The sequence below is a fragment of the Tsukamurella pseudospumae genome, assembly GCF_001575205.1.
Lineage (GTDB): Bacteria > Actinomycetota > Actinomycetes > Mycobacteriales > Mycobacteriaceae > Tsukamurella > Tsukamurella pseudospumae.
The window spans coordinates 258,190-285,020 of record NZ_LSRE01000044.1; the positions used below are offsets into that span (position 1 = coordinate 258,190).

25 protein-coding genes and 1 pseudogene are annotated in these 26,831 nt (G+C 69.8%); 19 read left to right on the forward strand and 7 right to left on the reverse strand.

Translation table 11 applies throughout. From position 1 onward, the window contains the following. Positions 1 to 39 precede the first annotated feature (39 nt). The 5 genes from AXK61_RS18955 to polA are packed head-to-tail and all read left to right on the forward strand — an operon-like array spanning position 40 to position 7,686. Positions 40 to 1,194 carry an SPFH domain-containing protein gene (locus AXK61_RS18955; protein WP_068568996.1) on the forward strand — a complete coding sequence of 385 codons (1,155 nt, stop codon included), beginning with the start codon at positions 40 to 42 and terminating at the stop codon, positions 1,192 to 1,194. 2 nt (positions 1,195 to 1,196) lie between these two features. Continuing rightward, a complete protein-coding gene (locus AXK61_RS18960) occupies positions 1,197 to 2,423 on the forward strand; it encodes a TFIIB-type zinc ribbon-containing protein (RefSeq protein WP_068568995.1) in 1,227 nt (408 codons plus the stop codon). 27 nt (positions 2,424 to 2,450) lie between these two features. Beyond that, complete coding sequence (locus tag AXK61_RS18965; RefSeq protein ID WP_068568994.1) at positions 2,451 to 2,879, forward strand: hypothetical protein; 429 nt, start codon at positions 2,451 to 2,453, stop codon at positions 2,877 to 2,879. A gap of 40 nt (positions 2,880 to 2,919) precedes the next feature. Then, on the forward strand, positions 2,920 to 4,902 hold the full coding sequence (locus tag AXK61_RS18970; RefSeq protein ID WP_068746659.1) for an ArnT family glycosyltransferase: 1,983 nt from the start codon (positions 2,920 to 2,922) through the stop codon (positions 4,900 to 4,902). A gap of 9 nt (positions 4,903 to 4,911) precedes the next feature. Next, positions 4,912 to 7,686 carry a DNA polymerase I gene (gene polA, locus AXK61_RS18975; RefSeq protein WP_197466867.1) on the forward strand — a complete coding sequence of 925 codons (2,775 nt, stop codon included), beginning with the start codon at positions 4,912 to 4,914 and terminating at the stop codon, positions 7,684 to 7,686. Positions 7,687 to 7,735: 49 nt separating this feature from the next. Here the strand turns inward: polA and AXK61_RS18980 are convergent, their stop codons facing one another. Further along, on the reverse strand, positions 7,736 to 8,371 hold the full coding sequence (locus tag AXK61_RS18980) for an isochorismatase family protein (protein WP_068568992.1): 636 nt from the start codon (positions 8,369 to 8,371) through the stop codon (positions 7,736 to 7,738). A 136-nt stretch (positions 8,372 to 8,507) separates the two neighbouring features. On the opposite strand from AXK61_RS18980, the gene AXK61_RS18985 reads away from it, so the two are divergent. The 5 genes from AXK61_RS18985 (at position 8,508) to AXK61_RS19005 (ending at position 12,454) form a co-directional block, all read left to right on the forward strand. Next, positions 8,508 to 9,452 carry a GlxA family transcriptional regulator gene (locus AXK61_RS18985; RefSeq protein WP_068568991.1) on the forward strand — a complete coding sequence of 315 codons (945 nt, stop codon included), beginning with the start codon at positions 8,508 to 8,510 and terminating at the stop codon, positions 9,450 to 9,452. 227 nt (positions 9,453 to 9,679) lie between these two features. After that, positions 9,680 to 10,957 (forward strand): reverse transcriptase family protein, encoded by a 1,278-nt coding sequence (locus tag AXK61_RS18990; RefSeq protein ID WP_068746660.1) that lies wholly within the window; start codon positions 9,680 to 9,682, stop codon positions 10,955 to 10,957. Positions 10,958 to 10,999: 42 nt separating this feature from the next. Then, complete coding sequence (locus AXK61_RS25500; protein WP_068746661.1) at positions 11,000 to 11,404, forward strand: hypothetical protein; 405 nt, start codon at positions 11,000 to 11,002, stop codon at positions 11,402 to 11,404. A gap of 11 nt (positions 11,405 to 11,415) precedes the next feature. Next, positions 11,416 to 12,027, forward strand: coding sequence for an HAD family hydrolase (locus tag AXK61_RS25505; protein WP_197466868.1), 612 nt, complete (start codon positions 11,416 to 11,418; stop codon positions 12,025 to 12,027). Between the two features lie 79 nt (positions 12,028 to 12,106). Beyond that, positions 12,107 to 12,454, forward strand: coding sequence for a helix-turn-helix domain-containing protein (locus AXK61_RS19005; protein ID WP_068568987.1), 348 nt, complete (start codon positions 12,107 to 12,109; stop codon positions 12,452 to 12,454). A gap of 84 nt (positions 12,455 to 12,538) precedes the next feature. Here the strand turns inward: AXK61_RS19005 and AXK61_RS19010 are convergent, their stop codons facing one another. The 4 genes from AXK61_RS19010 to AXK61_RS19025 all read right to left on the reverse strand — a co-directional run bounded on the left by AXK61_RS19010 (position 12,539) and on the right by AXK61_RS19025 (position 14,807). Further along, the gene (locus AXK61_RS19010; RefSeq protein WP_068568986.1) at positions 12,539 to 12,934 is read right to left on the reverse strand and encodes a hemophore-related protein; all 396 of its coding nucleotides are present in this window, start codon (positions 12,932 to 12,934) and stop codon (positions 12,539 to 12,541) included. A gap of 31 nt (positions 12,935 to 12,965) precedes the next feature. Further along, positions 12,966 to 13,319: a hemophore-related protein gene (locus AXK61_RS19015; RefSeq protein WP_068568985.1), complete on the reverse strand. Its 354-nt coding sequence runs from the start codon at positions 13,317 to 13,319 to the stop codon at positions 12,966 to 12,968. Between the two features lie 117 nt (positions 13,320 to 13,436). Further along, the gene (locus AXK61_RS19020) at positions 13,437 to 13,886 is read right to left on the reverse strand and encodes a hypothetical protein (protein WP_068746663.1); all 450 of its coding nucleotides are present in this window, start codon (positions 13,884 to 13,886) and stop codon (positions 13,437 to 13,439) included. Between the two features lie 135 nt (positions 13,887 to 14,021). Further along, the gene (locus AXK61_RS19025) at positions 14,022 to 14,807 is read right to left on the reverse strand and encodes a class I SAM-dependent methyltransferase (RefSeq protein WP_068746696.1); all 786 of its coding nucleotides are present in this window, start codon (positions 14,805 to 14,807) and stop codon (positions 14,022 to 14,024) included. A gap of 174 nt (positions 14,808 to 14,981) precedes the next feature. Between AXK61_RS19025 and rpsA the strand changes: the two genes are divergently transcribed. After that, positions 14,982 to 16,466, forward strand: coding sequence for a 30S ribosomal protein S1 (gene rpsA / locus AXK61_RS19030; protein ID WP_068568982.1), 1,485 nt, complete (start codon positions 14,982 to 14,984; stop codon positions 16,464 to 16,466). Between the two features lie 75 nt (positions 16,467 to 16,541). Here rpsA and AXK61_RS19035 read toward each other — a convergent pair whose 3' ends face one another. Beyond that, entirely contained in the window at positions 16,542 to 17,534 is a 993-nt protein-coding gene (locus AXK61_RS19035) for a sugar-binding transcriptional regulator (RefSeq protein WP_068746664.1), read from the reverse strand. Between the two features lie 107 nt (positions 17,535 to 17,641). On the opposite strand from AXK61_RS19035, the gene AXK61_RS19040 reads away from it, so the two are divergent. The 5 genes and pseudogenes from AXK61_RS19040 to AXK61_RS19060 all read left to right on the forward strand — a co-directional run. Further along, positions 17,642 to 18,676, forward strand: a complete 1,035-nt coding sequence (locus AXK61_RS19040) for an NAD(P)-dependent alcohol dehydrogenase (protein ID WP_068746665.1) — start codon at positions 17,642 to 17,644, stop codon at positions 18,674 to 18,676. After that, positions 18,676 to 20,109 (forward strand): mannitol dehydrogenase family protein, encoded by a 1,434-nt coding sequence (locus tag AXK61_RS19045; RefSeq protein WP_068746666.1) that lies wholly within the window; start codon positions 18,676 to 18,678, stop codon positions 20,107 to 20,109. Before AXK61_RS19040 ends, AXK61_RS19045 begins: the two co-directional genes overlap by 1 nt. A 37-nt stretch (positions 20,110 to 20,146) precedes the next feature. Continuing rightward, positions 20,147 to 20,575, forward strand: a complete 429-nt coding sequence (locus tag AXK61_RS19050) for an acetate and sugar kinases/Hsc70/actin family protein (protein ID WP_068746667.1) — start codon at positions 20,147 to 20,149, stop codon at positions 20,573 to 20,575. A gap of 10 nt (positions 20,576 to 20,585) precedes the next feature. After that, complete coding sequence (gene coaE, locus AXK61_RS19055; RefSeq protein ID WP_068746697.1) at positions 20,586 to 21,482, forward strand: dephospho-CoA kinase; 897 nt, start codon at positions 20,586 to 20,588, stop codon at positions 21,480 to 21,482. 125 nt (positions 21,483 to 21,607) lie between these two features. Then, a pseudogene (locus tag AXK61_RS19060) lies at positions 21,608 to 23,080 on the forward strand (amino acid permease); the annotation flags it as partial. A 218-nt stretch (positions 23,081 to 23,298) separates the two neighbouring features. On the opposite strand, the gene AXK61_RS19065 reads toward AXK61_RS19060, so the two are convergent. After that, a complete protein-coding gene (locus AXK61_RS19065) occupies positions 23,299 to 23,757 on the reverse strand; it encodes a ribonuclease FAU-1 family protein (protein ID WP_068746698.1) in 459 nt (152 codons plus the stop codon). 374 nt (positions 23,758 to 24,131) lie between these two features. On the opposite strand from AXK61_RS19065, the gene AXK61_RS19070 reads away from it, so the two are divergent. The 3 genes from AXK61_RS19070 (at position 24,132) to AXK61_RS19080 (ending at position 26,783) form a co-directional block, all read left to right on the forward strand. Continuing rightward, entirely contained in the window at positions 24,132 to 25,166 is a 1,035-nt protein-coding gene (locus AXK61_RS19070; RefSeq protein ID WP_414930008.1) for a TRM11 family SAM-dependent methyltransferase, read from the forward strand. 211 nt (positions 25,167 to 25,377) lie between these two features. Continuing rightward, positions 25,378 to 26,331, forward strand: a complete 954-nt coding sequence (locus tag AXK61_RS19075) for an ABC transporter substrate-binding protein (protein WP_068746699.1) — start codon at positions 25,378 to 25,380, stop codon at positions 26,329 to 26,331. A gap of 17 nt (positions 26,332 to 26,348) precedes the next feature. Continuing rightward, positions 26,349 to 26,783, forward strand: coding sequence for an IS5 family transposase (locus AXK61_RS19080; protein WP_068575361.1), 435 nt, complete (start codon positions 26,349 to 26,351; stop codon positions 26,781 to 26,783). Positions 26,784 to 26,831: the final 48 nt, after the last annotated feature.

A 26,831-nucleotide genomic window follows, 5' to 3' on the forward strand; every position in this document is an offset into this window, starting at 1 on the left:
GTGGATTCCGACAACCGCGACGGAGGGTGAGAAGCGCACATGGGGATCATGGACAGGGTCCGCGGCGAGCTCGTCGACATCATCGAATGGCTCGACGACAGCAGGTCGACGATGGCGTGGCGCTTCCCGCGCTACAACAACGAGATCAAGAACGGCGCGCAGCTCATCGTGCGCGAGGGCCAGGAGGCGCTGTTCGTCTACCGCGGTCAGCTCGCCGACCGGTACGGACCCGGCAACTACCAGCTGGTCTCCGAGAACATGCCGATCATGTCCACGCTGCAGGGCTGGCCGCACGGCTTCAAGAGCCCGTTCCGCAGCGAGGTCTACTTCATCAACAGCCGCCCCATCACCGACCTGCGGTGGGGAACGCCCAATCCGATCACGATCCGGGACAACGACTTCGGCATGGTCCAGGTGCGGGCGAACGGGCTGTGCGTGGTGCGCGTCGTCGACGCGCCCACCTTCCTGCGCCAAGTGATCGGCACCGACTCCAACGTCGACTCCGACGAGATCGCCGAGCTACTGCGCCGCACCATCTCCACCGCCTTCTCGGAGATGCTCATCGAGACCGGCGTCGGCGCGATCGACCTGCAGGCCCGCCAGCGCGAGCTCGCCGCGAAGCTGCAGGAGTACGTGCAGTCGAAGATCGCCCAGCAGTACGGCCTCGCCTGCGAGGCGATCGAGATGAACATCTCGCTGCCGGACGAGATCACCCAGGCCATGACCCGCGGCGTCGCGCGCGGCGTCGAGGAGAAGGGCTACTACGGCAACGTCGGCGACATGAACCGATTCCAACAGGGCAGGGCCGCGGACTCGATGCTCGGCGCCGCCACCAACGAGGGCGGCGGGGGAGCCGGCCAGTTCATGGGCGCTGGCATGGGCATGGCGATGGGCCAGCAGTTCGCGCAGAACTTCCAGAACCAGCAGGGGCAGGGCGCCCAGCAGCAGGGTGCCGGACAGCAGGGTGCGGGGCAGCCCGGCCCGCCGCCGCTGCCGAACGTGCCGGCGTTCCACATCGAGAAGGACGGCCAGTCCGCCGGTCCGTTCCGGGTGGAGCAGCTCCGTGGGATGAATCTCACGCCGGACACGCTCGTCTGGGCGCCGTCGCTGTCCGAGTGGACGCCGGCGGGACAGGTCCCGGCGCTCGCGTCGCTGTTCGGGCAGACCCCGCCGCCGCTGCCTCCCCGGGCGTAGCGATGACGGTGCCGCCCCCGCTGCCCGGCCGGCAGCCCCCGCGCCCGCCCGAGCCGCCGCGCACCGTCGGGCCGGATCAGGCGCGACCCCGGCAACTGGTGCCAGGCGTGCCGTCGGCCAACGACCGGGAGATGCTGCAGGTCACCGAGCAGACCCGCACCTACCCGTGCGCGAACTGCGGCGACGCCCTGGTCTACGACCCGGCGATCGGCAAGCTGCGCTCGCCCAGCTGCGGCAGCACCTACCCCGTGCTGCTCGACACCAGCAAGGCGCTGCAGCTGCACCCGCTGGGTCCGACGATGAACGCCCTGTACGCACAGGCCCGGTCCGCGGCGCAGGTGCAGGTTGTCGACCATGAGGTGGTGTGCCAGAACTGCGGCGGTCACACGCTGTTCAGCGGCACCCTCACGGCCACCCGGTGCCCGTACTGCAACACCCCGATCCAGCGGACGGACGTGCAGGTCGCGCCCGCCCGGCTGCCGATCGACGGCATCCTGCCGCTCCGCGTCGGCGACGAGCAGGCGCGGCACAACATCGAGGCGTGGGTGAACAGCCGCTGGTTCGCGCCGCGCGAGTTCAAGAAGTACCGCGTCCTCGGGTCGTTCAGCAGCGTCTACCTCTCGTACTACAGCTACGACGCCGAGGTCACCACCGACTATTCCGGCGCGCGCGGCACGCACCGCACGCGGCGTGACAGCGACGGCAACATCGAGACCTACACCGACTGGTGGCCCGTCAGCGGCCGGGTGCACGACAGCATCCGCCAACTCGCCGAGTCAGCCAACACGGGACTCGACTCCGAGCGGGTCCGCGAGCTCGAGCCCTGGCCCGCCGAGCAGGCCGTGACGTACACCCCCGAGTTCGTCGCCGGGCACCTCGCCCGGACCTACGACGGTGACGCGGCCCAGGTCTTCGAGGCCCAGGCGCGGCCCCGGATCGAGGGCATCATCGAGAACACCGTGCGCCGCGACATCGGCGGCGACGAGCAGCGGGTCAGTCGGATGAACCCGGTGTACCAGTCGATCGACTTCCTCTACCTGCTGATGCCGGTGTGGCTGCTGACCGTCACCTTCGCCGGAAAGCCCTTCCAGGTGTTCGTCAACGGTGTCACCGGCGAAGTGCAAGGTCAGCGCCCGTGGAGCGCGATCAAGATCGCCTCCGCGATCATCGCGGGCTTGCTGTTGATCGGGATCGCGGTGTACCTGTACATGCAGGTCCGCGGCGGGTAGCCGCCGCGGCGGCGAGGAGGAACTCACATGTCGTGGATCATCGTTGTGCTGCTGGCGCTCGTCGTGCTGGCCGTGCTCGTGGCGACCGGATTCGCGATCGCGCTGGTCCGCAACAGTCGGCATCAGCAGCAGGCGGAGGCGGCGATGCCCTTCCCGTCGCGTGCCCCGCTGTCCTGGTCCGGTTCCCACGTGCCCGAGGCGCGGCTGCACCGGCGCATCCGCAGGGCGCTGCGCGCCTTCGAACAGCCGGCGGGTGTGCTGTCGGCGGCGCAGCTGGACGCGCAGGTGACGCTGACCGTCAGCGCGCAGGAGATCGACGACCGGCTCGTGACGATCGCGGCGCTGCCCGAGGCGGAGAAGGCCTCGGCGCTGGAAACGGTCACTGCGGACGTCTCCGACCTGGAACGACGCATAGCGGACACCGTCGTCGTGCGCCCACAGCTACCTCCCGGGTAGGACGCAGCGATCGCCCAGACCGGCGCCCCACGCTGAGCGGGTGACTGTGAACGCGGCCCTGCGCCGTCGCCTGCCCCTGCTCGTCCTGCTGCTGGCCACCGCCGTGATCTACCTGGTCGGGATCACCCGCAACGGGATGGCCAACGACTTCTACGCCGCGTCCGTGTGGGCCGGAAGTGAGGACTGGAAGGCGCTCCTGTTCGGGTCGCTCGACCCGTCGAACTCGATCACGGTGGACAAGCCGCCGCTGTCGATCTGGGTGATGGGGCTCTCGGCCCGCGTCTTCGGGTTCTCGAGCGCGTCGATGCTGATCCCGCAGGCGCTCATGGCCGTCGCTTCCGTCGGCCTGCTGTACGGCGCGGTCCGGCGACTCGCCGGCGAACCCGCCGGGCTCATCGCGGGCACCGTCCTCGCCCTGACCCCGGCGGCCGCGCTGATGTTCCGCTTCAACAACCCCGACGCGGCGATGGTCCTGCTCATGGTCGCCGGTGCCTACTGCACGGTGCGGGCGCTGCAGGGGAGGGGCGGGCGCTGGCTGGCGCTCGCCGGCGTCGCACTGGGGTTCGCCTTCCTCGCGAAGATGCTCGAGGGGCTGTTGGTGCTGCCCGCGCTCGGGTTGGTGTACCTGATCGCCGCGCCGGTGGACTGGCGCAAGCGCGCGCTGCACCTGCTCGGCGCCGCGGCCGCGCTCGTGGTGAGCGCCGGGTGGTTCGTGGTCCTGACGATCCTGTGGCCGGCGGACGCGCGGCCCTACCTCGCGGGCTCGACCGACAACTCGTTCATGGACCTCGTACTCGGCTACAACGGCTTCGGTCGCGTGCTGGGCCAGAACCACAAGGGCGGCGGCGGAGGCGGTTTCGCGGGAATCCCGCAGGACTGCCTCACCGCGCTGCAGGATCGTTTCGGTGGTGCGCACGGCGGCCCGGGTGGTCACGGCGGCGGGCATGGCGCGTTCGGGCAGCAGCCGGGCCTGACGCGGCTGTTCAGCGGCGAATGGGGCCTGGAGATCAGCTTCCTCCTGCCCGCGGCCCTCGTCGCGCTGGTCGCGGTCCTGTGGTTGCGCCGGCGTGAGCCCCGCACCGACCTGGTCCGGGCCGGCGCGATCCTGTTCGGTGCGTGGACCGTGGTCGACGGGCTCCTGCTGGCCGAGATGAAGCAGGCCACGCACCCCTACTACAGCCTGTCCGTCGCTCCCGGCATCGCCGGCCTCGTCGGGATCGGGCTGTGGACGGCCTGGCGGCGCCGCGGCGACCGGTCCGGACTGGTCGCGCTCCTGCTGCAGATCATCGCCGGGGGCGGGTGGGCCTTCGCCTTGCTGTGTCAGAACGACGGTGCCGCGCTCTGGGCCCGGTGGGTCGTGCTCGGCGCGACGGTGCCGGCGCTCGGTGCGGTTCTCGCCACGCGACGGGCCCACGGGCGAGCTGACGGACGGGCTGACGGACGGGCTGACGGGCGGGCCGACGGGCCGCGGTGGCGAGAGGTGATCACCTGGTGCCTGATCGCGGTGTCGATGCTGCTCGGCCCGTCCGTTTACGTGTGGTCCGGCATCGCGCACCCGCAGACCGGCGGTAGCCCGATGGTCTCGACCTCGGGTGAGCGCTGGGGCGGGGGTCGTGGCGGCGGGTCGTCGTCGCAGCTCACGACCCTGCTGCGGGACACCGACACGACCTGGGCGGCCGCGACCAACGGGTCCTCGTCGGCGGCGTCGATGGAGCTGGCATCGCGCCGGCCGGTCATGGCCGTCGGCGGCTTCACCGGCTCCGATCCGTCGCCGACGCTCGCCCAGTTCCAGTCGGACGTGCAGCAGGGCCGGATCCGCTACTACATCGCCTCGTCGCAGGGGCGCGGCGGGCCGGGCGCGATCCTCGCGGACCTGCCGGAGCAGTGCCGCGACCTGGATCTCGGCGGCAAGGGCGGGACGACCGGGAGCATCGCGTCGTGGGTGCAGCAGAACTACGCGGCGAAGAAGGTCGGGAGCGCGACGGTGTACGACCTGACGAAACCTGTCAGCACGCATCACTAGACTGCCGGTGTGACTTCTGCGAACTCCTCGACCACCGTCGCGCCCACCTCCGGATCGGCCGACGGCTCGTCGGGAGGTGGTGCGGGCGGGGGCGGCGAGAAGCCCACGATGCTGTTGATCGACGGGCATTCGATGGCCTTCCGCGCCTTCTTCGCGCTCCCGCTCGACGGTGGCCGCTTCCGCACCAAGTCCGGCCAGCCCACCAACGCGGTGTACGGCTTCACCTCCATGCTGATCAAGCTGCTCAAGGAGGAGGCGCCGGGGTACGTGGCCACGGCGTTCGACGTCTCGCGGCAGACCTTCCGCGCGGAGATGTATCCCGAGTACAAGGCGCAGCGCAGCTCCGCGCCGGACGATTTCCGCGGCCAGGTCGACGTGGTCAAGGACGTGCTCGCCGCGATGGGCATCCCCACCATGGCGCAGGAGGGGTACGAGGCGGACGACATCATCGCCACGATGACCACCCGGGCCCAGGAACAGGGCTTCAAGGTGCTCATCGTCACGGGTGACCGGGACGCGCTGCAGTTGGTCAACGACGACGTGACGGTGCTCTACCCGCGTAAGGGCGTCTCCGACCTCACCCGCTTCACGCCGGAGGAGGTGGAGGCCAAGTACGGCCTGACACCGGCGCAGTACCCGGACTACGCGGCCCTGCGCGGCGACCCGTCGGACAACCTGCCCGGCATCCCCGGCGTCGGCGAGAAGACGGCCGCCAAGTGGATCCGCGAGTACGAGAGTCTCGAGGGCCTGGTCACCAACGTCGACAAGGTCAAGGGCAAGGTGGGCGACTCGCTGCGCGAGAACCTCGCGACCGTGCAGCTCAATAGACAGATCACCGAGATGGTCCGAGACATGACGCTGCCCTACGAGCCGCAGGACCTGGCGCTGCAGCCGTGGAACCGCGAGGCGATCCACCAGCTGTTCGACGATCTCGAGTTCCGGGTGCTGCGTGAACGGATCTTCACCGAGTTGTCGTCGTCGGAACCCGAGGCGGAGGAGGGCTTCGAGATCTCGGGCGGCATCGTCGCGCCCGGCACCGTCGCCGAGTGGCTGGCCGAGCACGGCGCCTCGGGCGCGCGGTCCGGCCTCGGCGTGATCGGCCCGGAGGTCGTGGTCGACGGTGACGCGGAGGCCGTCGTGATCGCGGCTCCCGACGACGAGGGCGGGTACATCGAGCTCGCCTCGCTGACCCCGCACGACGAGGCCGCGCTCGGGGCGTGGCTCGCCGACGACGGGCAGCCCAAGGCCGTGCACGAGGCGAAGTGGGCGATGCATGCGCTCTCCAGCCGCGGGTGGTCGCTGGGCGGCCTCACCTCGGACACCGCGATCGCCGCGTACCTGGTCCGGCCCGGTCAGCGCAGCTTCAACCTCGACGACCTCTCAGTGCGCTACCTGCACCGGGAGCTGCGGGTCGAGGCCGCCGGCGACGATGCGCAGCTGTCCCTGCTGGACGATCCCGACGATTCCGCGGGGGAGAAGGCGCAGCAGGCGATCCTGCGGGCCCGTGCCGTCGTGGACCTCGCGGAGGCGTTGGACGCCGAGCTCGAGAATATCGAGTCGCGGCCGCTGCTCGCGGAGATGGAGCTGCCGCTGCTCCGGGTGCTCGACGTCATGGAGTCCACGGGCATCGCGGTCGACACCGACCACCTCGAATCGCTGCACGGCGAGTTCAGCGAGCGGATCCGCGCCGCCGAGGCGGCTGCGTTCGAGGAGATCGGGGAGCAGATCAACCTCGGCTCCCCGAAGCAGCTGCAGGTGATCCTGTTCGAGAAGCTGGGCCTGCCGAAGACGAAGAAGACGAAGACCGGGTACACCACCGACGCGGCGGCGCTCGAGGCGCTGTACGAGAAGGAGCCGCACCCGTTCCTGCAGTACCTGCTCGAGCACCGCGACGCCACCCGGCTCAAGGTCACCGTCGAGGGGTTGCTCAAGACGGTCGCCTCCGACGGACGGATCCACTCCACGTTCAACCAGACGGTGGCGGCCACCGGCCGGCTGTCGTCGACGGACCCGAACCTGCAGAACATCCCCGTGCGTACCGAGGCGGGCCGGCAGATCCGGCACGCGTTCGTCGCCGGCGAGGGCTACGAGCGCCTCATGACGGCCGACTACAGCCAGATCGAGATGCGCATCATGGCGCACCTCTCGCGCGACGAGGGGCTCATCGAGGCGTTCAACACCGGTGAGGACCTGCACAACTTCGTCGGTTCGCGGGCGTTCGGCGTCCCGATCGACGAGGTCACGCCCGATATGCGGCGCCGGGTCAAGGCGATGTCCTACGGTCTCGCCTACGGTCTCTCCGCGTTCGGGCTCGCCGCGCAGCTGAAGATCTCGCGCGACGAGGCCAAGGATCAGATGGAGGCGTACTTCTCCCGCTTCGGCGGCGTGCGCGACTACCTGCAGGACGTGGTCGTCGAGGCGGGGCGCAACGAGTTCACCGAGACCATCTACGGCCGCCGCCGGTATCTGCCGGACCTGACCTCGACCAACCGCATGCGGCGCGAGGCGGCCGAGCGGATGGCGCTGAACGCGCCGATCCAAGGCAGCGCTGCCGACATCATCAAGGTCGCCATGATCCGGCTGCAGGCCTCGATCGCCGATGCGGGCCTCAAGTCCAGGATGCTGCTGCAGGTCCACGACGAGCTCGTGCTCGAAGTGGCTGCGGGCGAGAGTGAGCAGCTCGAGGCGCTGGTCCGCGACACGATGGGCAGCGCCGCGGAGATGTCCGTGCCGCTGGAGGTGTCCGTGGGCTACGGCCGTACCTGGGACGAGGCGGCGCACTAGGCGCGGCGCCTCGCGGGAGGCCGGCGCCGCCCGTGACGGCGCCCGGCGATCAGTGCTCCGCGCGGCCCTGTACGGCGGAGGAACCGAGGTCGCTCTTCTCCAGCGGACGACCGTCGGCGACAGCGTCGATCCACGTGTCGGTGCCCGCGACCGCCGCCCAGTTCGAGTGGAGCAGCACCATGAGGGTCTCGTGGACCTGCTGTGCGGAGACGCTGCCGGCGGCGTTCGACAGGTGGATCGCACCGGTGGCGTCCGAAAGCACCTCGACGGCGAGGCCCTCGGGTTCGGCCGCGGCCGCGCTGGCGAGCACGCAGTTGTTGGTCATGTAGCCGACGAGTGTCAGCGTGTCGATGGCGTTCTCGCGCAGCCACTCAGGCAGGCCCTCCGAGGTGAGCACACTCGAGCGCTGCTTCACGACGTGCGTCGCGACCGCCTCGCTGCGCGCGGCGACGTCCGGGTGCAGGCGTGCACCCTCGGAGCCCTCGGCGAAAACGGGCGCTTCCTCGGGCCAGACGTGCGCGACGGTCACGATCGGAACACCGGACTCCTGCGCGGCGTCCATCGCGGCGAGGACCCGCTTGAGCGATTCGTCGCGGGGTGGGTAGGCCACGGCCAGCGGGCGGTCCGCGTCGAAGTACTCGTTCTGGACGTCGACGACGATGAGGGCGCGGCGGGGTGTGGTCATGGGATCTGCTCCTGTGCATAGGGATCGGATGCGTGAGCGGGTGGTGCTGCTCTGCTCGAGATTCATATTCGCGCCGCGCCTCGGGGTAGCGTGAGTGGCAGAATTACTCATCTTCGATGGATTCAGGACAACCGCTGTGCAGATCGCAATTCACGCCTTCGACGGCATTTCGATGTTCCACCTCTCCACGCCCTTGATCTCCTTCGGAGAAGTCGGCCGCCTCGGGCTCGCCTCCGATTGGAACACCGGCATCTGGAGCACCGGAGGAGGCCCCGTCCGCGGGCTCGACGGCGTCACCATCGCCACCGCGGACCGGGCGGCGGCACGCGCAGCCGACCTCCTCGTCTTCCCCTCCTGGCCGAACGATCTCCCCGAGCCCGGCGCGGACCTCGTCGAGGAGATCCGCGCCGCGCACGCCCGCGGAGCGATGATCGCAGGACTCTGCCTCGGCGCATTCCCGGTCGTCGCCTCGGGCGTCCTCGACGGCCGCACCGCGACCACCCACTGGGCCTCGGAGACCCAGCTCGCGCAGCGGTACCCGGCGGTCACCGTGCGGGCAGAGGGCCTCTACGTGGATCACGGCGACGTCCTCACCTCGGCCGGCACCGCCTCGGCGCTGGACGCCTGCCTGCACGTGGTGCGGACGAGGCTCGGATCGACGGCGGCGACTGCACTGGCCCGATATCTGGTGATCGCGCCTCACCGCGACGGCGACCAGGCGCAGTACATCGACCGCCCGGTACCCGCTACGGGCGAGGGGCCCATCGGGATCGCGACGACCTGGGCGCTGGCGAACCTCGATGCCCAGCTCACGGTCGACGACCTCGCGGCGCGGGTGAACATGAGCCCGCGGAACTTCGCGCGCAGGTTCCAGGAGACCGTGGGCGTGAGCCCCGCCAAGTGGGTCCTCAGCCGCCGCCTGGACGAGTCCCGGCGCCTGCTCGAGAACACTGCCTGGAGTATCGACCGGATCGCCCGGTCCAGCGGCTTCGCCAGCACGGTGACCTTTCGGCAGAACTTCGTTCGGCGCTACTCGACCACGCCGACGTCCTACCGTCACCGGTTCACCGAGGCGACCTGAAGCCTACGAACGTCCGGAGCTACGCATCGCGACGACCGGATGTGGCAGTCTGGATTCATGCGACGTCGCTCGGGTGAGGTGGGATCCTTGCGATCCGTCCCAGCGGCAACCGCTGGGGGCTCTGCACAGTTACACCCCGCGTCCCACGCCGGTCCGTGCGCTCCGCGCACCGGGCGGCGCTCCGGGCGAGTGTTTCAGGTCACCCGAGCGGCGTTCGCATCCCCGTCATGACGGCCGTCGAGGTCTCCCGGCGCCTGCCGCGCGGAACGCTGTACGCGATCGCGGCGCGTCTGGAGTGGTTCACGGCGTCGCAGTGGACCGGGGAGTTCGTCGCCGCTGCGATCGGCGACCTCGTGTCCACCGATCTCGCCGGCCCCGTCGCTCGGTTCCTGATCGCCGCACACCCCGACGCCCCGCTCCGGATCGTCGACGACCGTCCCGTCCGTGCGGACCTGGGCGCGCTCCGCGCAGCGCTCGACGGCTTCCGCACCGTCGACCTGCTCGACGCGCCGGGCGTGCTGGACGTTCCCGGGCGCGCCCTGCCCGATTCCGCCGCCGTCGCCAGGATGCTGGATCTCACTGCGCCGGAACTGGAATGGTTCGCCGACCACGGACAGTGGCTGCGCCACTCGGCCGCGCCGTTGCGTCACTACCGAGTCCGTCGGATGGACAAGCCCGCCGGGGGAGTCCGCGTGATCGAGGCGCCGAAGCCCCGGCTGGCCGAGGCGCAGCGCCGGATCCTGCGCCACGTCCTGGACCCGGCGGGCGCGCATCCGGCGGCGCGGGGCTTCCGGCCCGGCGGATCCGTCCTGGCGTACGCGACGCCGCACGTCGGCGCTCGGTCGGTGGTCCGCCTGGACCTGCGGGACTGCTTCTCGACGGTGACGGCGCCCCGCGTACGGGCCGTCTTCCGCCGGCTCGGGTACCCGGCTCCCGTTGCCCGCGTACTCGCTGACGTCTGTACGACGGCGACGCCGGGGGACGAGCTCCGTGATCTGGACCCGTGGCAGGCGGCGGTCCTGCGTGCGCGGCACCTGCCGCAGGGGGCACCGACCTCGCCCGCACTGATGAATCTGGTCCTGCATCGGTTGGACGCACGCCTGACCGGACTGGCCCGCGCGCACGGCGCCGTGTACACGCGGTACGGCGACGATCTCGCCTTCTCAGGCGCCCCGGATTCGATGCTGATTGCCGGGATCGTGCCGAAGATCGTGGTGGCCGAGGGGTTCTCGGTGAATCCGGCGAAGACGCGGGTGATGCGGGCCGGGACGCGGCAGGAGCTCGCGGGGGTGGTGGTCAACACCCGCGCGCAGGTGCCGCGCGACGAGTACGACGACCTTCGCGCACTACTGCACAATGCCGCGCGGTTCGGCGCCGAGAGCCAGAATCGTGAGGGGCGCGCGGACTTCCGGGCCTACGTGTACGGCCGCATCGCGTGGGTCGGGCAGGGGAGCGAGCGGCGCCGCGAACGTCTTCTCGCCATGGCTGCGGCCGTGCGGTGGTGAGCGGCGCGGAAATCGTCAGTGCCCTGTGCGAGATTGTCCGACATGAACAGCGGAGCGATCACCTTCCTCGGCGTACGGGTACCGCGGCTCCCGAGGCCGGACCCGATGCGCGTCGCCTGGTACGCGCAGGTTCCGGTGGCCGCGGTGCTGCTGGCGGGAGCGCTCTCGCCGGTGCGCTTGCCGTCCCTTGTTCTCGGCGTCGGTGTGGCCGCCTGCGTTCTGGGGGCGGGCGCCGTGATCGTCGCGTGGCGCCTCAGGCAGATCTCCGGACTCGCTGTGCGCGCTGCTGTCGGCACGTTCGTTCAGGCGGTGCTGAACGGTTGGGTGCTCAGTTCGATGGCCTTGCGCGACGGTGGTCCCTCACTGGACACCCGGATCCTGTGGGGTGTGTTGGGCGTGATGCTGGTGATCAACAGCGCCGTCACCCTGAACACGTGGCGCAGGTAGCGTCAGAGGGCGTGTTCACCATCGGTTTCGACCTGGACCTCACGCTGATCGACTCCCGGCAGCGGATTCTGACGGCCGCGCAGCGCGCGTTCACGGATCTCGGGCACACCGTGGACGACGCTGCGCTGCTGCCCCACATGGGCGTGCCGATCGACGACGTCGCGCGCGAGGTGGTCCCCGGGATCGACGCGGAGTTGTTCCTGCGTCGCTACCGGGACCACTACGACACCGACGCCACGACGCCGGTGCCGGTCCTGTCCGGTGCGCGCGAGCTGCTGGCGGCGATCCGGGCAGCCGGCGGGCGCTCGATCGTGGTGTCCGCCAAGCAGCACGCCGCCGCCGAGCGCGCCGTCGCCGACTCCGGGCTGGAGGTCGACGAGGTGGTGGGCGGGCACTTCGGTGCCGCCAAAGGCGACGCGCTGCGCCGGTACCCGAATGTCCGCGGGTACCTCGGCGATCACGTCGAGGACGCCGCGGCGGCCCGCGGCGCGGGGTGCGTGTTCATCGGCGTCACCACCGGGGAGTTCGACGGTGCCGCCCTCGCCGGAGCGGGGGCGTGGCGCACCGTCGAGCACCTGGGTGAGGTGATCGCGCTGCTGCCCGAACTTCGTGGCGCCTCTTGACCTGCGTGTATGCACGAACTGACCTGATGCACAACAGGTAGGGCAGACAACGCCTTGTGCGTCCACCACGGTGGATCGGGTGAGCGGGCCGGACATCGAGTGGGACACCTATGGTGACTCGCTCGGCCGTCGGCTGAGCACGCTTCGCAGGGCGCGCGGACTGTCTCAGGAGAAGCTCGGAGAGCTCGCGGGGCTGCATCGCAACCAGATCTCCAACATCGAGCGGAACGTCAGCTCCAACGAGCGGTTCTCGGATCCGCACATGTCCACTGTCTACCGGCTCGCGGCGGCCCTGGACGTGCCGCCGGGCTGGCTGCTGCCCGACCTCGGCGTCCGCGTGCTGCCCCGTTCCGCGGAGCAGGCGAACGCCGACGCGGTGTCAGCGGTCGAGACTGCGCTGCTCGCGGCGATCGAGAACGCCTCCTGAACCCCATCCTTCACGTGGCCGGGGGCCGATGAACACGCAGACGGCGCCGTTCCCCTCGGGGACCGGCGCCGTCTGCGTTCGTCGCTACTTCTTGGCCGGAGCCGAGCAGGACTTGTAGGCGCTCGAGAGCGCGTTCTGGATGTTCTGCTGCTCCGAGAAGATGCCGAAACCGGCCGCCGAACCAACGAATGCGGCGCTGGCCAGCTTGAACTGGCGGGTCGCCGGGTCGGACGTGGCGATGTCGGCGAACTGCTTCGGGCCACCGGCCGCCTGCTCGAGCTTCGCGCTGAGGCCGGGCGACTGCTTGTCGAGGGCCACCTTCAGCTGTCCGACGGTGCACGAGGTGCCCGGGATGGAGCGCGACAGGTTCGGGTCTCCGGGCTTCGGCGCCGGGGTGGGCGCGGCGGTCGCGAGAGGTGCGCCGGCCAGGGCGATCGCGCCGAGAAGGGCGGCGGTGGCAGCGGTACGACGGTAGGTCATGCAGGGCCTTTCGTGGCGAATGGTGTGTGGGTCAGTACTGATCGCAGGTGGCGATGACCTTGGCGATCTTCGCGTCGATGTCGGCGCGGTTCGCCTTGTAGTACGAAGCGGCCGCCGGGTTGTTCTTCGTCAGTCGGTCGATGATCGCCTGACGGTCCTCGGGCTTGGCGGTGAGCAGCTCCGTGGCCTGGTCGCGGCCGCCGGGCGTGGCGTCCATGACGGCGATGGCCTCGGGCGCGATCACCTGGGTCGCGCGCTCGACCTGCGCGACGGTGCACTTGGTGCCGGGGACCTTGTCGTTCGGCGCGGCCGAGGCGACGGCGGGGACGAGGGCGAGAGCGCCCGCGAGGGCGGCGACCGCGGCGGCGAAGCGGATCCGATTCATGACTTCTCCTGTTCGGGGCGGTGACGACTGCTCAGCGAGACTACCGGTTCGGCATGAACGGCGAAAGGACGGCGCCGGGCAAGAACAACCCGGTGCCGTCCGATCGATACCCGTGTACTAGCTCGTGGTGCAGGTCGCCTTGATCGTCGCGATCTTCTGCTCGACCTGGGCCTTCGTCAGCTTCGGCTTGCCCTTGTCGTGGTCCTTGCCGTGCGGGTGCGCGGGCGGGGTCTGTCCGGGATGTGCCTTCTGCCATTCGGCCTTGCGCGCCTCGCGGGCCTTCTTGGCGGCTGCGCGATCCGCCGTGCGTTGCGCCTGGGTCTTGACGAGCATCTGCTCGAACCGGTCCTTCGCCTTCGCGTTGGTGCTGATGTGCTGCCAGAACTCCGGCGCCACCTTCGCGGTGGCGCGCTCGACCTGGCCGACGTTGCACTGGGTGCCGGGAACGGGCGCCGTCGGGGAGACGGGCGCGGCGTTCGCGGCGGCGGGGGCGAGCAGCGCCGCGCCGGACAGGGCAGCGACGGCCGCGGTCGCGGCCGCCAGCCGGGTGCGGGTGAATCGGCTCATAGAAATGGTTCTCCTCGTGCAGCTGTGCGATCGCGATTCGGACCGCCCGCACCCGAGTGGACCCGATTTCCATGAACGCGGGGCCACGATCAGCTGTGAATCAGCTGGAGACCGGACATCGCGACAGGGACCCGGCTATCCGGGCTTTTCGCAGCAGAAGATCGCCGTGCCGGGGAAGATCGCGCCGCGCAACGGACTCCACTGGCCCCACTCCTGGGTGAATCCCTCGGGCCACTCGGGCTCGAGGACGTCGACCACGCGCAGGCCCGCGCCCACGATCTCGCGGATACGGTCGCCCATGGTCCGGTGGTGCTCGACGTACGTGGGGGCCCCGTCGTCGTCCGTCTCGACGTACGGGGACCGATCGAAGTAGGACAGGGTCGCGACGAGGCCCTCGGGGCCGGGATCGTCGAGGAACGTCCAGCGCATCGGGTGGTTCACGGAGAACACGAAGCGCCCGCCCGGGCGCAGCACGCGGTAGGCCTCGGCCATGACCTGCGCCGAGTCGGCGACGAAGGGGATGCCGCCGAAGGCCGAGCAGACGACGTCGGCGGCACCGTCGGCGACGGGCAGCCTCTCGGCTCCGGCCTGGACCAGGAGCGGATTGCCGCCCCGCACCTGGGGGAGTCCGCGGCGCAGCATGCCGGCCGAGATGTCGATGCCTACCACCGCGGCGCCCTGCGCGGCGAGCCACCGGGAGCAGGGGGCGCTGCCGCAGCCGATCTCCACCGCCACGGTCCCGGGTCCGACGGTGCCGAGCAGCCCGGCCTCGGCCTCGCGCAGCCCCTCGGGGCACCAGACGAAGTCGCCGTCGGCGCTGTCGACGCCGAGGAAGGCGGCGTGCTCGGCGTGATAGGCGTCCGCGTCGGCGTCCCACCAGGACCGGTTGGCGGCCTCCGAGCCGGCGCTGTCCCGACGCATGTCGGGTTTGGGGCGGTAGGTCACGGGGAAGCCTCTCGATGGCGGGCGGTGAGAGGGCGCGGGGAGGGCGGTTTGCCCAGGTTGCACGCGGTGGAGTAGCCTTGACCTCGCGTGTGCCCATGCGTGCGCGATCTCGACCACACTACTAGCACCCTGTCCGGAGCAACTTACCCAATGCCCACCACCACCGTTACGTCCCCGCAGGTCGCCGTCAACGACATCGGCACCGCGGAGGATTTCCTCGCAGCGATCGACGCCACGATCAAGTACTTCAACGATGGCGACATCGTCGAGGGCACCATCGTCAAGGTCGACCGTGACGAGGTCCTGCTCGACATCGGTTACAAGACCGAGGGTGTCATCCCCTCCCGCGAGCTGAGCATCAAGCACGACGTCGACCCGTCCGAGGTCGTCAACGTCGGCGATGCCGTCGAGGCTCTCGTCCTCACCAAGGAGGACAAGGAAGGCCGCCTGATCCTGTCCAAGAAGCGTGCGCAGTACGAGCGCGCCTGGGGCACGATCGAGGAGCTCAAGGAGAAGGACGAGGCCGTCAAGGGCACCGTCATCGAGGTGGTCAAGGGTGGTCTCATCCTGGACATCGGCCTCCGCGGCTTCCTCCCGGCCTCGCTGGTCGAGATGCGTCGTGTGCGCGACCTCCAGCCGTACATCGGCAAGGAGATCGAGGCGAAGATCATCGAGCTCGACAAGAACCGCAACAACGTGGTCCTGTCGCGCCGTGCGTGGCTCGAGCAGACCCAGTCCGAGGTCCGCAGCGAGTTCCTGCACCAGCTGCAGAAGGGCCAGGTCCGCAAGGGCGTCGTGTCCTCGATCGTCAACTTCGGTGCCTTCGTGGACCTGGGCGGCGTCGACGGCCTCGTGCACGTCTCGGAGCTGTCCTGGAAGCACATCGATCACCCGTCCGAGGTGGTCACCGTGGGCGACGAGGTCACCGTCGAGGTCCTCGACGTCGACCTGGACCGCGAGCGCGTCTCGCTGTCGCTCAAGGCGACCCAGGAGGATCCGTGGCGTCAGTTCGCCCGGACCCACGCCATCGGCCAGATCGTGCCCGGCAAGGTCACCAAGCTCGTCCCGTTCGGCGCGTTCGTCCGCGTCGAGGAGGGCATCGAGGGCCTCGTCCACATCTCGGAGCTGGCCGAGCGCCACGTCGAGGTCCCGGACCAGGTCGTCTCGGTCGGCGACGACGCCATGGTGCGCGTCATCGACATCGACCTCGAGCGTCGTCGTATCTCGCTGAGCCTCAAGCAGGCCAACGAGGACTACACCGAGGAGTTCGACCCGTCGAAGTACGGCATGGCCGACAGCTACGACGAGAACGGCGAGTACATCTTCCCCGAGGGCTTCGATCCCGAGACCAACGAGTGGCTCGAGGGCTTCGAGAAGCAGCGCGAGGAGTGGGAGGGTCGCTACGCCGAGGCGGAGCGTCGCCACAAGATGCACACCGCGCAGATGGAGAAGTTCGCGGCCGACGAGGCCGCCGAGGCCGCTGCCGGTGGTCCGGCCGCGGGTGGCGCGAACTACTCGAGCGAGTCGTCCTCGAACGACCGTGGTGGCAACGAGGCCCCGCAGAGCACCGGCGGTTCGCTGGCCAGCGATGCGCAGCTCGCTGCTCTCCGCGAGAAGCTGTCCGGCAACGCCTGATTCACGGCTTCACAGCTGTACCGAACGCCCCGCATCCTTTCACGGATGCGGGGCGTTCCCCGTTCAGTGGGCGCGTCAGCGATGCTCGATCAGCCAGCGAGCGGTGGCGAGATCGGTCACCAGGACCGTGGCGTAGCCGCCGCGCAGGGCGGCGCGGACGGACTCGTGGCGGTCGGCGTCGTTCGCGATCAGGATCGACGTGCGGCAGGCGCGGATCGCCTCCAGCGGTACGGACAGCGTCCGGGCGACCAGGCTGGACGGGAGCTCGGCACCGTCGGCGTCGTAGAAGCGGCCGCCGATCTCCCCGACCGCGGCCAGGGAGCGGAGCTCGTCCAGTACGGCGGCGTCGATGTAGGCACCCTCGAACAGCGTGGTCGACGTGGAGACCGAACCCACCCCGAACAGCATGACGTCGGCGTGGATCCCCGCGGTGAGTGCGGGGGAGACGACCGAGTCGCGCTTGAGGGCCCGAACCGTCGCCGGATCGGCGTACAGCGGCGCCGTGAGCCGGATGGCCCGGGCGTCCAGATGCTCGGCGAACCGGGTCAGGGCGTGATCGGCCCCGGAGTAGTACGGCACCGTCGACATCGCGCCGTCCATCTGGACCACCCGGCTGCAACGCGCAGCGCCCGTCAGTGCGTCGGCCACGGCCAGTTGCTCCGGCCCCCAGGTGAAGCCGAGAGTGTCGCCCGGCTGGAGCCGGCGTCGCAGTTGGGTGGCGCCGGCGCGGCCGAGCGCGGCCCGGCCGACTGCGGCGTGGCCGGGCGACGAACTGGTATCGCTCTCGTCGATGATCATGACCTCGACCAACCCGAACGCCTCCTCCAGCGCGCGTTCCTCGCCGGGGTGGAAGGACTCGGCGAGGTCCTCCGGGACCGTCACGGTGACCTGGACGAGCCCGAGTGCTCGGGCTCGGGCCACCAGGCGGCCGGCGGTGGGCCGGGACACGCCGAGCCGCTCCGCGACCTGCGCCTGCGTCATGCCGTCCAGGTGGTACATCGTGGCTGCGCGGACGAGTAGTCGGTGATCGTGGCGGCTCTCGACGCCGGAATCCGGGCGGGGGGTCATCAGGCTCCTGAGCGACGGTTGAGCAAATGCTCACTGATTGCGAATCTGATCACCAAGAATACTATTGCAATGTGACCCAAGCAACAGTCTTCGAGCGCCCCGATTCGATGCGGGCCGCGGTTCTGCATACCGATCTGACGTTGACGGTGGAGGATCGCCCGGTGCCGGATCCGGCCCCGGGTGATGTCCTGATCGCGGTGACCGCGGTCGGGGTCTGCGGTTCGGACGTGCATTATCTGCGGCACGGCCGGATCGGCGACTTCGTCGTCGAGGCCCCGATGATCCTCGGCCACGAGGCGGCCGGCCGGATCGTCGCCGTGGGCGACGGGGTGCCGGCGTCACGGATCGGTGAGCGGGTGTCGATCGAGCCCCAGCGGCCCTCGCCGTCGAGTGCCGAGACCCTGCGCGGCGAGTACAACCTGTGTCCTCACATGCAGTTCTACGCCACGCCGCCCGTCGACGGGGCGTTGGCGGAGTACGTGACCATCGGTGCGGCGTTCGCCCACCCGATCCCCGACGAGGTGTCCGACGAGGCCGCTGCGCTCCTGGAGCCGCTGTCGGTGGGAATCGCCGCGGTCCGCAAGGCAGGGATCGAGCCGGGTGGCTCGGTCCTGATCAGCGGCGCCGGTCCGATCGGCCTGATGTGCGCGCAGGTGGCCGACGCGGCCGGTGCCACGCGCATCGTCGTGACCGATCTCGATGCGGGTCGGCGCGCTGTGGCGGATCGGTTCGGCGCGACGGAGGCCGTCGAAGCCGGTACCGACCCGGGTGAGGGTTTCGACGCGTACATCGATGCGTCGGGTGCCGCGTCCGCGGTCCGGGCGGGGCTCCGCGCCGTGCGCCCCGGCGGTCGAGTGGTGCTGGTCGGAATGGGTGCCGACGAACTCGCACTGCCCGTTTCGCTGATCCAGAATCGCGAGCTCTGGGTGACCGGCGTGTTCAGGTACGCCAACACGTGGCCGAACGCGATCGCGCTGGCGGCCGCGGGCCGGGTCGAGCTCGACGCGATGGTGACATCCCGATTCGGCTTGGAGCAGGCCGAGGATGCGCTCAATGCCGACGGGGCCCAGGGTGCGATCAAGGCCGTCGTGCATCCGGGTGTGGCCCGGATCGAGTCCGACACGCACGATCGGCGGCACTGATGATCCCTCGGCCCACGTATCAGCGCGATGCCGCGACCGCCGCGATCGTGCACTTCGGCGTCGGAGGCTTCCACCGTGCGCACCAGGCGACCTACCTCGACACGTTGCTCTCGGTCGATCCGGCGGCGGGTGACTGGGGCATCGTCGGCGTGGGGCTGCGCCCCGCCGACGCCGCGATGCGCGACGCGCTGCTGCCGCAGGACTGCCTCTACACGCTCACCCTCAAGCATCCCGACGGTGCCGTCGCCACCGGTGTGCTGGGGGCGATATTCGGATACCTGTACGCACCCGACGACCCCGAGGCGGTGATCGAGCGGCTCGCGGATCCACGCACCCGGATCGTCTCCCTCACCATCACCGAGGGCGGCTACAACATCGTCGCGGCCACCGGTGAGTTCGACGCCGGGGACCCGGACGTGGTGTCCGACCTGGTCCCGGGGGCTGTGCCACGCACCGTCTTCGGCTACTTGACGGAGGCCCTGCGCCGACGCCGCGACCGTGGCCTGCCGGCGTTCACCGTGATGTCCTGCGACAACATCGAGGGCAACGGCGACGTGGCCCGGCGTACGGTCGGCGCCTTCGCCCGCCTCGTCGACCCCGAGCTCGCGGACTGGATCGAGACGAACGTGCGGTTCCCGAACTCGATGATCGATCGGATCACCCCCGCGACCCCGCCCGAACTGCGAAGCGAGGTTCTCGCGAGGACCGGTATCGACGACCGCTGGCCGGTGGTCGCGGAGCCGTTCACCCAATGGGTTCTGGAGGATTCCTTCTCCCACGGTCGCCCGGCGTTGGAGACTGTGGGTGTGCAGGTGGTTCCCGATGTACGGCCCTACGAGCTGATGAAGCTGCGGCTGCTCAACGCCGGGCACCAGGCGCTGGGGCACTTCGCGCGACTGCTCGGTTACACCTACGTCCACGATGCCGCGGCCGACCCGGACATCCGAGAACTGCTGCGGCGGTACATGCTCGACGAGGCCGGGCCCACTCTGGATTCCCTGCCGGGCGTCGACGTGGACGACTACGTCGCGACCCTGCTCGAGCGTTTCTCGAACCCGGCGATCGCCGACACCGTCGCCCGCCTGTGCCTGGACGCCTCCGATCGGATTCCGAAGTTCCTCCTGCCCGTGATCGCGTCGCGGGCGGACGAGGGCGCCGCCGCGCCGCTCGCCGCGGCCGTGGTGGCGGCCTGGACCCGGTGCGCCGAGGGCGTCGCCGACGACGGTGTGCCGCTCGAACTGTCCGACCGCAGGGCACCCGAGTTGATCGACCGGGCGAGGCGTTCGCGTGCCGATCGGCTCGCGTTCGTGGCGGATCCGGACCTGTTCGGTGATCTCGCGGAGCATCCGGAGTTCACCGAGCCCTATCTCGCGGCACTCGACGGGCTGCGGGAGCGCGGCACGCGCGCGGTTCTGGCCGAACTGATCCGGTGACGCCGGGGCGGAGTACTCGAGGAGTAGGTGGGCAGTAGTGGAGTATTTGCTGGGTATCGACATCGGCACGTCGAGCACGAAGGGGGTGCTCGTCACTGCCGGTGGCGCGGTGGCCGACTCGTCCGTGATTCCGCATCGGATGTCCAATCACCTCCGCTTGACCCTGGCCCGCGGTCAATTCGGTAAGGCCCTGGTGCTGGGCACCGACGGCGCACTGCGTGCGCTCGATCCGAACACCGGCGCCGTGGTCCGTGAGGTGAAGGTCACCGCTCCGTGGGTCGAGGACGCGAACTGGCAGGAGCCGCGGCCGGCGGTCTTCACCCTCGGCTCGCCGGCGTACGTCACCGAGCCGTCGACGAAATCGATCGTGGCCGTCGACATCCCCAGCGGCGTCGAGCTGCGTCGCGGCACGCTCGAGCGTACTCCCGACGAGGTGTCGGGCGTGCCCGGAGTCGCTGCGGCCTAACATGGGCGCCATGGTGCGGATCGGACTCACGGGCGGCATCGGCGCCGGCAAATCGACGGTGGCGAAGGAACTCGCGGCGCTGGGCGCCGTGATCGTGGACGGCGACAAGATCGCCCGCGAGGTGGTCGAGCCCGGAACCCCCGGCCTCGCCGCGCTCGTGGAGGCCTTCGGAGACGGCATCCTCGCCGAGGACGGCAGTCTCAACCGCCCCGCCCTCGCCGCGATCGCCTTCTCCGACGACGAGTCCCGCGCGAAGCTCAACGCGATCACCCACCCGCTGGTGGGTGCGCGGTCGGCCGAGCTGATCGCCGCGGCCGGGCCGGACGCCGTGATCGTGCAGGACATCCCGCTGCTGGTGGAGAACAAGGTGGCGCCGATGTTCCACCTCGTGGTCATCGTGTGGGTGGACGCCGAGGAGCGGGTGCGGCGGCTCGTCGGCTCGCGCGGCATGGCGGAGGAGGACGCGCGTGCCCGCATCGCGGCCCAGGCCACCGACGAGCAGCGCCGGGCGGTGGCCGACGTGTGGCTGGAGAACACCGGGACCGAGGAGCAGGCCCGCGCCGCGGTCCGCGCGCTGTGGGCCGATCGCATCGCGCCGCTCGTGACGAACGTGCTGGCGCACCGTCCGGCCGTCGACGCGCCGGAACTCGACGATCCCGCGTACGCCGAACGGCTCGTCGGGCGGCTGTGGGTCACGCTCGGAGCCGACGCTCGCGACGTCAGCGCCGACGGTGCCGACGGCACCGTCGTCCTGGCCGAGGGCGTGACGGCGGACGCGGTCGCGGACCGGCTCGGCGATGCCGGTTTCGCCCGCACGGGTGCGGACCGGTTCCGCGGCTCCGACCCGGGCCGTGCGGTGACGGTGCGGGTCGTGGTCCCCGAAGGCGTGGTCCGGCCACCGGAATGAAAGGTGAGCGAATGGAACAATCGTGTTCCGGTCTTGTGAAAACGGCACGCGACCACTTCGGTCCGGGGCCACACTGATTTCGGCGCGTGGCCTCAAGGCCGCGTGATTCGAGAGGCGAGGTGCTCATGTCCGAGACGCGATCCACCGATGCTCCACCGCCGCATGCGGGTCTGACCCGCGAGGACGAGGGCTACAACAAGGGAATCAAGCCCCGCCAGTTGCAGATGATCGCGATCGGCGGAGCCATCGGCACCGGCCTGTTCCTCGGCGCCGGCGGCCGCTTGCACGACGCGGGGCCGGGGCTGTTCCTTGTGTACGCGGTGTGTGGAGTGTTCGTCTTCCTCATCCTCCGGGCGATGGGCGAGCTCGTGCTGCACCGCCCCTCGTCGGGATCGTTCGTCTCGTACGCCCGCGAGTTCTACGGCGAGAAGGCGGCGTTCGTCGCCGGCTGGATGTACTTCCTGAACTGGGCGATGACGGCGATCGTCGACACCACCGCGATCGCGACGTACTTCCACTACTGGAAGGCGTTCGACCCCATCCCGCAGTGGCTGTTGGCGCTGGTGGCACTGGTCATCGTGCTCTCGGTCAACCTGGTCTCCGTGAAGCTGTTCGGCGAGATGGAGTTCTGGGCCGCGCTGATCAAAGTGGTCGCGCTGGTCGCCTTCCTCGTGATCGGCACCGTCTTCCTCGCCGGCCGCTACCAGATCAACGGCGCGAGCACGGGTCTCGGCATGGTGTCGCACCACGGCGGGTGGTTCCCCACCGGAGTCCTGCCACTCGTCATCGTGACGTCGGGCGTCGTCTTCGCCTACGCGGCCGTCGAACTCGTCGGCACCGCCGCCGGCGAGACCGAGAACCCCGAGAAGGTCATGCCGCGCGCGATCAACTCGGTCATCGCCCGCATCGCGATCTTCTACGTCGGCTCGGTGGTCCTGCTGGCGCTGCTGCTGCCGTACACGACCTACTCGCACAACGAGAGCCCGTTCGTCACCTTCTTCTCGAGCCTCGGATTCGACGGTGCCGGCGACATCATGAACGTGGTCGTGCTGACCGCGGCGTTCTCCAGCCTCAACGCCGGCCTGTACTCGACCGGCCGGATCCTGCGCTCGATGGCAATGAACGGCAGCGGGCCCAAGTTCACCGGTGTGATGTCCAAGCAGGGCGTCCCCTATGGCGGCATCATGCTCACGGCCGTGATCTGCCTGTTCGGTGTGGTGCTCAACGCCTTCAACCCGGGCCAGGCGTTCGAGATCGTCCTCAACGTCTCCGCTCTGGGCATCCTGTCCTCGTGGGCGACGATCGTGCTCTGCCAGATGAAGCTCAAGACCGAGGCCGATGCCGGTCGGATGACCAGGCCGAGCTTCCGGATGCCCTTGACGCCGTGGTCGTCGTACATCACGCTCGCCTTCCTGTTCGCCGTACTGGTGCTCATGGGCTTCGACAGGCCGATCGGAACCTGGACGGTCGCCAGCCTCATCGTCATCATTCCCATGCTGATCGGCGGCTGGTACCTGGTGCGAGGCCGTGTACTGGAGGAGGCGCAGCTCCGCGAGGGATACACCGGCGACTTCCCGGTGGTCGCGAACGTGCCCGTCGAGCCCAGCGAGGCGAAGCCGTCGAGGTGGAGCCGCGTCCGCAACCGCTACGCGTCGCGTCCGCCGCTGTACGGCATGGCGCTGGTGTTCGCCGGCATGGGCGTTGTCGCGGTGACGGCGTACTACCACCTCGGTTGGTGGTCGATCGTCGGCTACCTCATCGCCGCGGTCATGGCGATCATCGGCTTCGCGCTGGCGTTCCGCGACCTGTCCTGAAGTCAGCGCCAGCTGATCGGGGCGCCTTCGGCGGCCAGCCACGCGTCGACGCTGTGGCCGTGGGCGGCGGTGCCGGCGACGGCCCGGGTCGCGATCTGCACGGCGCGTTCGGCGTCCTCGGCGCTCAGCAGTTCGGCGGTGGTGGCGGCCAGTAGCTCGTCCACGTCGATCAGCTCGACGGTGCGCCCGGGGTGCTCCACGAGGTCGAGGTACCAGTCCTCGCCGTGCCACACGTCGCCGTCGCGCCAGAACCGGCCGACGTCGAGGTAGACGCGCTGGTCGCGCTCGTTGCCCGGGGTGAAGTGGAAGATGTTCGCGCGCAGGCCCAAATCGGGGAGCAGCCACGATTGAAGGGCGTGGAACGACGGATGGTCGGACCTGCGGTACAGATACAGGCCGAACGGCGTCTCCCGGAACTCCTCGACAGCGCGGACGAAGCCCTTGGGGTCGACGTTGGTCATCGCCACCGGGTCGAAGCTCTCGCGCTTCGGCGGGTGGACCGCGCCGTCGTCGGTGGCGCCATCGCCGGACAGGCGCAGGACGAGGGTGATCTCGGTGCGTCCGCGGGGCCGCCCCACGACCGCGCCCGCCGGCCGGAAGCCGTTGCGACGCAGTAGTGCCGCCAGCGTCTCGTCGGACGTGCGGACAAGCAGGCCATCCAGGCCGGCGGCGCGCTCGCGCACCGCGTCCAGCAGGGCGGGCACGGCATCCTCCGCCGCGTCGAGCACCGTCAGGTCCAGCCACCCGCCGCGCACGGCGCCGATCGCCGCGGCACCGTCGACGGCGACCTCGAACGTTTCCTCCGCATGCATGGCCCCACGATACGATGCCGCCCGTGCCGAACGAGTTGCTTCTCCTGCCCGCGCCCGCCGCCAACCGCGTCTACGCCGACGCCGCCGCAGCGATGGTCCGCGCCGAGCTCACCGTGCTGAGCCGCGCCGCGCTCGGGGGGCGAGTCGGCACCGTCGAACCCGTGACCGTGGCGGGAGTGGAGTACCTGGCCCTCCAGGCGGACGGGCTGACCGAGCGCGACCTGGCGTTCCTCGGCCTCGCGTCGGCGTTCTACGCGCTGTTCGAGCGCGACGGTGACCTGCTGCGGCCGGTGGCCGTGCTGTCGCCGGATCGGTTCCCGTCCGACCTGCTGACCATCCTCAAGTACCAGGGCAAGACGAACGAGCAGTTCACCAGGCTGGTGCTCAATGTGACCGCGGCGTCCACGGTGCGTCCCGAAGGGATCCTCGACGGCACGCTGCGGGTGCTGGACCCCGTCTGCGGGCGCGGGACCACCCTGAGCCAGGCCGCGATGTACGGGCTCGACGCGGTGGGGATCGACCTGGACACCAAGGACTTCGAGCTGTACTCATCGTTCTTCACCACCTGGCTCAAGGACCACCGCTTCAAGCACGCCGCCGCCACCACGCCGGTGCGGCGGGAGAAGGCCGTGATCGCGAAGAAGTACGAGGTCGCATTCGCAGCCGATAAGGCGGCCTACCTGGCGGGGGAGAAGCAGAACCTCACGTTCTACGCCGCCGACACCATGCTGACCTCGCAGCTGGTGCGGCCCGGCAGCGTCGACGTGATCGTGGCCGACCTGCCGTACGGCGTGCAGCACGGCAGCCGCGGGCCGAGCGGCCTGGTGCGCAGCCCCCTGGAGCTGCTCGACGGTGCCCTCCCCGGCTGGGCATCCCGGCTGCGGTCCGGCGGCGCGATGGGGCTGGCCTGGAACGTGCGTGTGGCGCCTCGGGCCCGGGTGGCGGAGGCGCTCGAGTCCGCAGGCCTGACGGTGCTCGACGGCCCCGGGTACGACGACCTGCAGCATCGGGTGGATCGGGTGATCAACAGGGATGTGATCGTGGCGCGCAGGGCGTGAGCCCGGATGCGTGCGGGCGTCCCCACTTCGCCCCGGGTGGTGGAGCGCGCAGGGCGGGAGCCCGGACTGAGCGGTAAATCTCTGGTTACCGGTTCATGTCGGGAACGAGGACGAAGTAGGTTCAAGGGCGCGGAGGACGACCGTCGTTCCGCTCGGCGTGGGGTGAGAGGCTTTCCGGAGCACGGTTCCGGCAGGTGAAGGGATGTACAAGATGAGCGATCGGCGTGCGGCGAGAACTGGAGTTCGGCGGCTGCCCGGGGTGGTCACCGCCTTGCTGGCGACGACGGCGCTGGTACTGGCCGGCTGTACGAACAACGAATCATCGGAGTCCGGCCGACCGTCGGCATCCGCGGCGGCGGTCAAGGTCGACAAGGTCGATGCGATCGCGGCGCTGGTTCCGGCTGATATCCGCGGGTCGGGTCAGCTCGCCATCGGTGTGAACGTTCCCTACCAGCCGAACGAGTTCAAGGACCCGAGCGGCAAGATCATCGGCTACGACGTGGACCTGATGGACGCCGTGGCGAAGGTGCTGGGCCTGACTCCTGTGTACAAGGAGGCCGACTTCGACAAGATCATCCCGGCGATCCAGCAGGGCACCTACAACGTCGGGATGTCGTCCTTCACCGATTCGAAGGAACGGGAGAAGCAGGTCGACTTCGTCACCTATTACAACGCCGGTATCCAGTGGGCGCAGCCCGCGGGCGGGAGCATCGACCCGAACAACGCGTGCGGCAAGCGCGTCGCGGTCCAGTCGACCACCGTCGAGGACACCGATGAGGTTCCGGCGAAGAGCAAGGCCTGCACCGATGCGGGTAAGCCGGCGATCGAGAAGGTCAAGTTCGACAGCCAGGACGAGGCCGTCAACGCGCTCGTGCTCGGTAAGGTGGACGCGATGTCCGCTGATTCGCCCGTCACGGCGTACGCGATCAAGCGCTCGAGCGGCAAGCTCGTCGCGGCCGGCCCGGTCTTCGATTCCGCGCCGTACGGCTACCCCGTCAAGAAGGGCTCGCCGCTTGCGCCGGCATTGCAGAAGGCCGTGCAGTACCTGATCGACAACGGTCAGTACCGCACGATCGCCTCCAACTGGGGAGTCGACTCGGGGTCCGTTGCAACGTCGGCGATCAACGGCGCGGCTAGGGCGTGTCTCCCAATCATGGACTGCTGATCGGGGATAATCGTTCCGTGAGTTCATCTCGGTACGAAGCGATTTCGGATGAGCAGTGGGCTCGGATCGAGCCGTTGTTGCCTTCGAGTGTTGGTCGGCCTGGGCGTCGGTTCGAGAACAACCGGCGAGTGGTCGAGGCGATCATCTACCGGTATCGAACCGGGATTCCGTGGCGGGATCTGCCGGTCGAGGCATTCGGTTCGTGGAAGACGGCCTGGAAGCGTCACCGGCGTTACGCCCAGGACGGAACCTGGGACAAGGTTCTGGCCGCGCTCCTCGCCGACGCCGATGCGGCGGGCAAGATCGATTGGACGGCGGTGTCGGTGGACGCCACGATCAACCGTGCGCATCAGCACGCGACGAACACTGTTCGCCCTGATCAGGACACAGGGGGCCCGGTCGAATCACACAAATCCTCCACCCGGGTTCGTCGCGAGTCCGCTCGGCGGTGATCGTGAACCGGCCGGCCACGGGATCGGCCGTTCGCGGGGAGGCCTGAC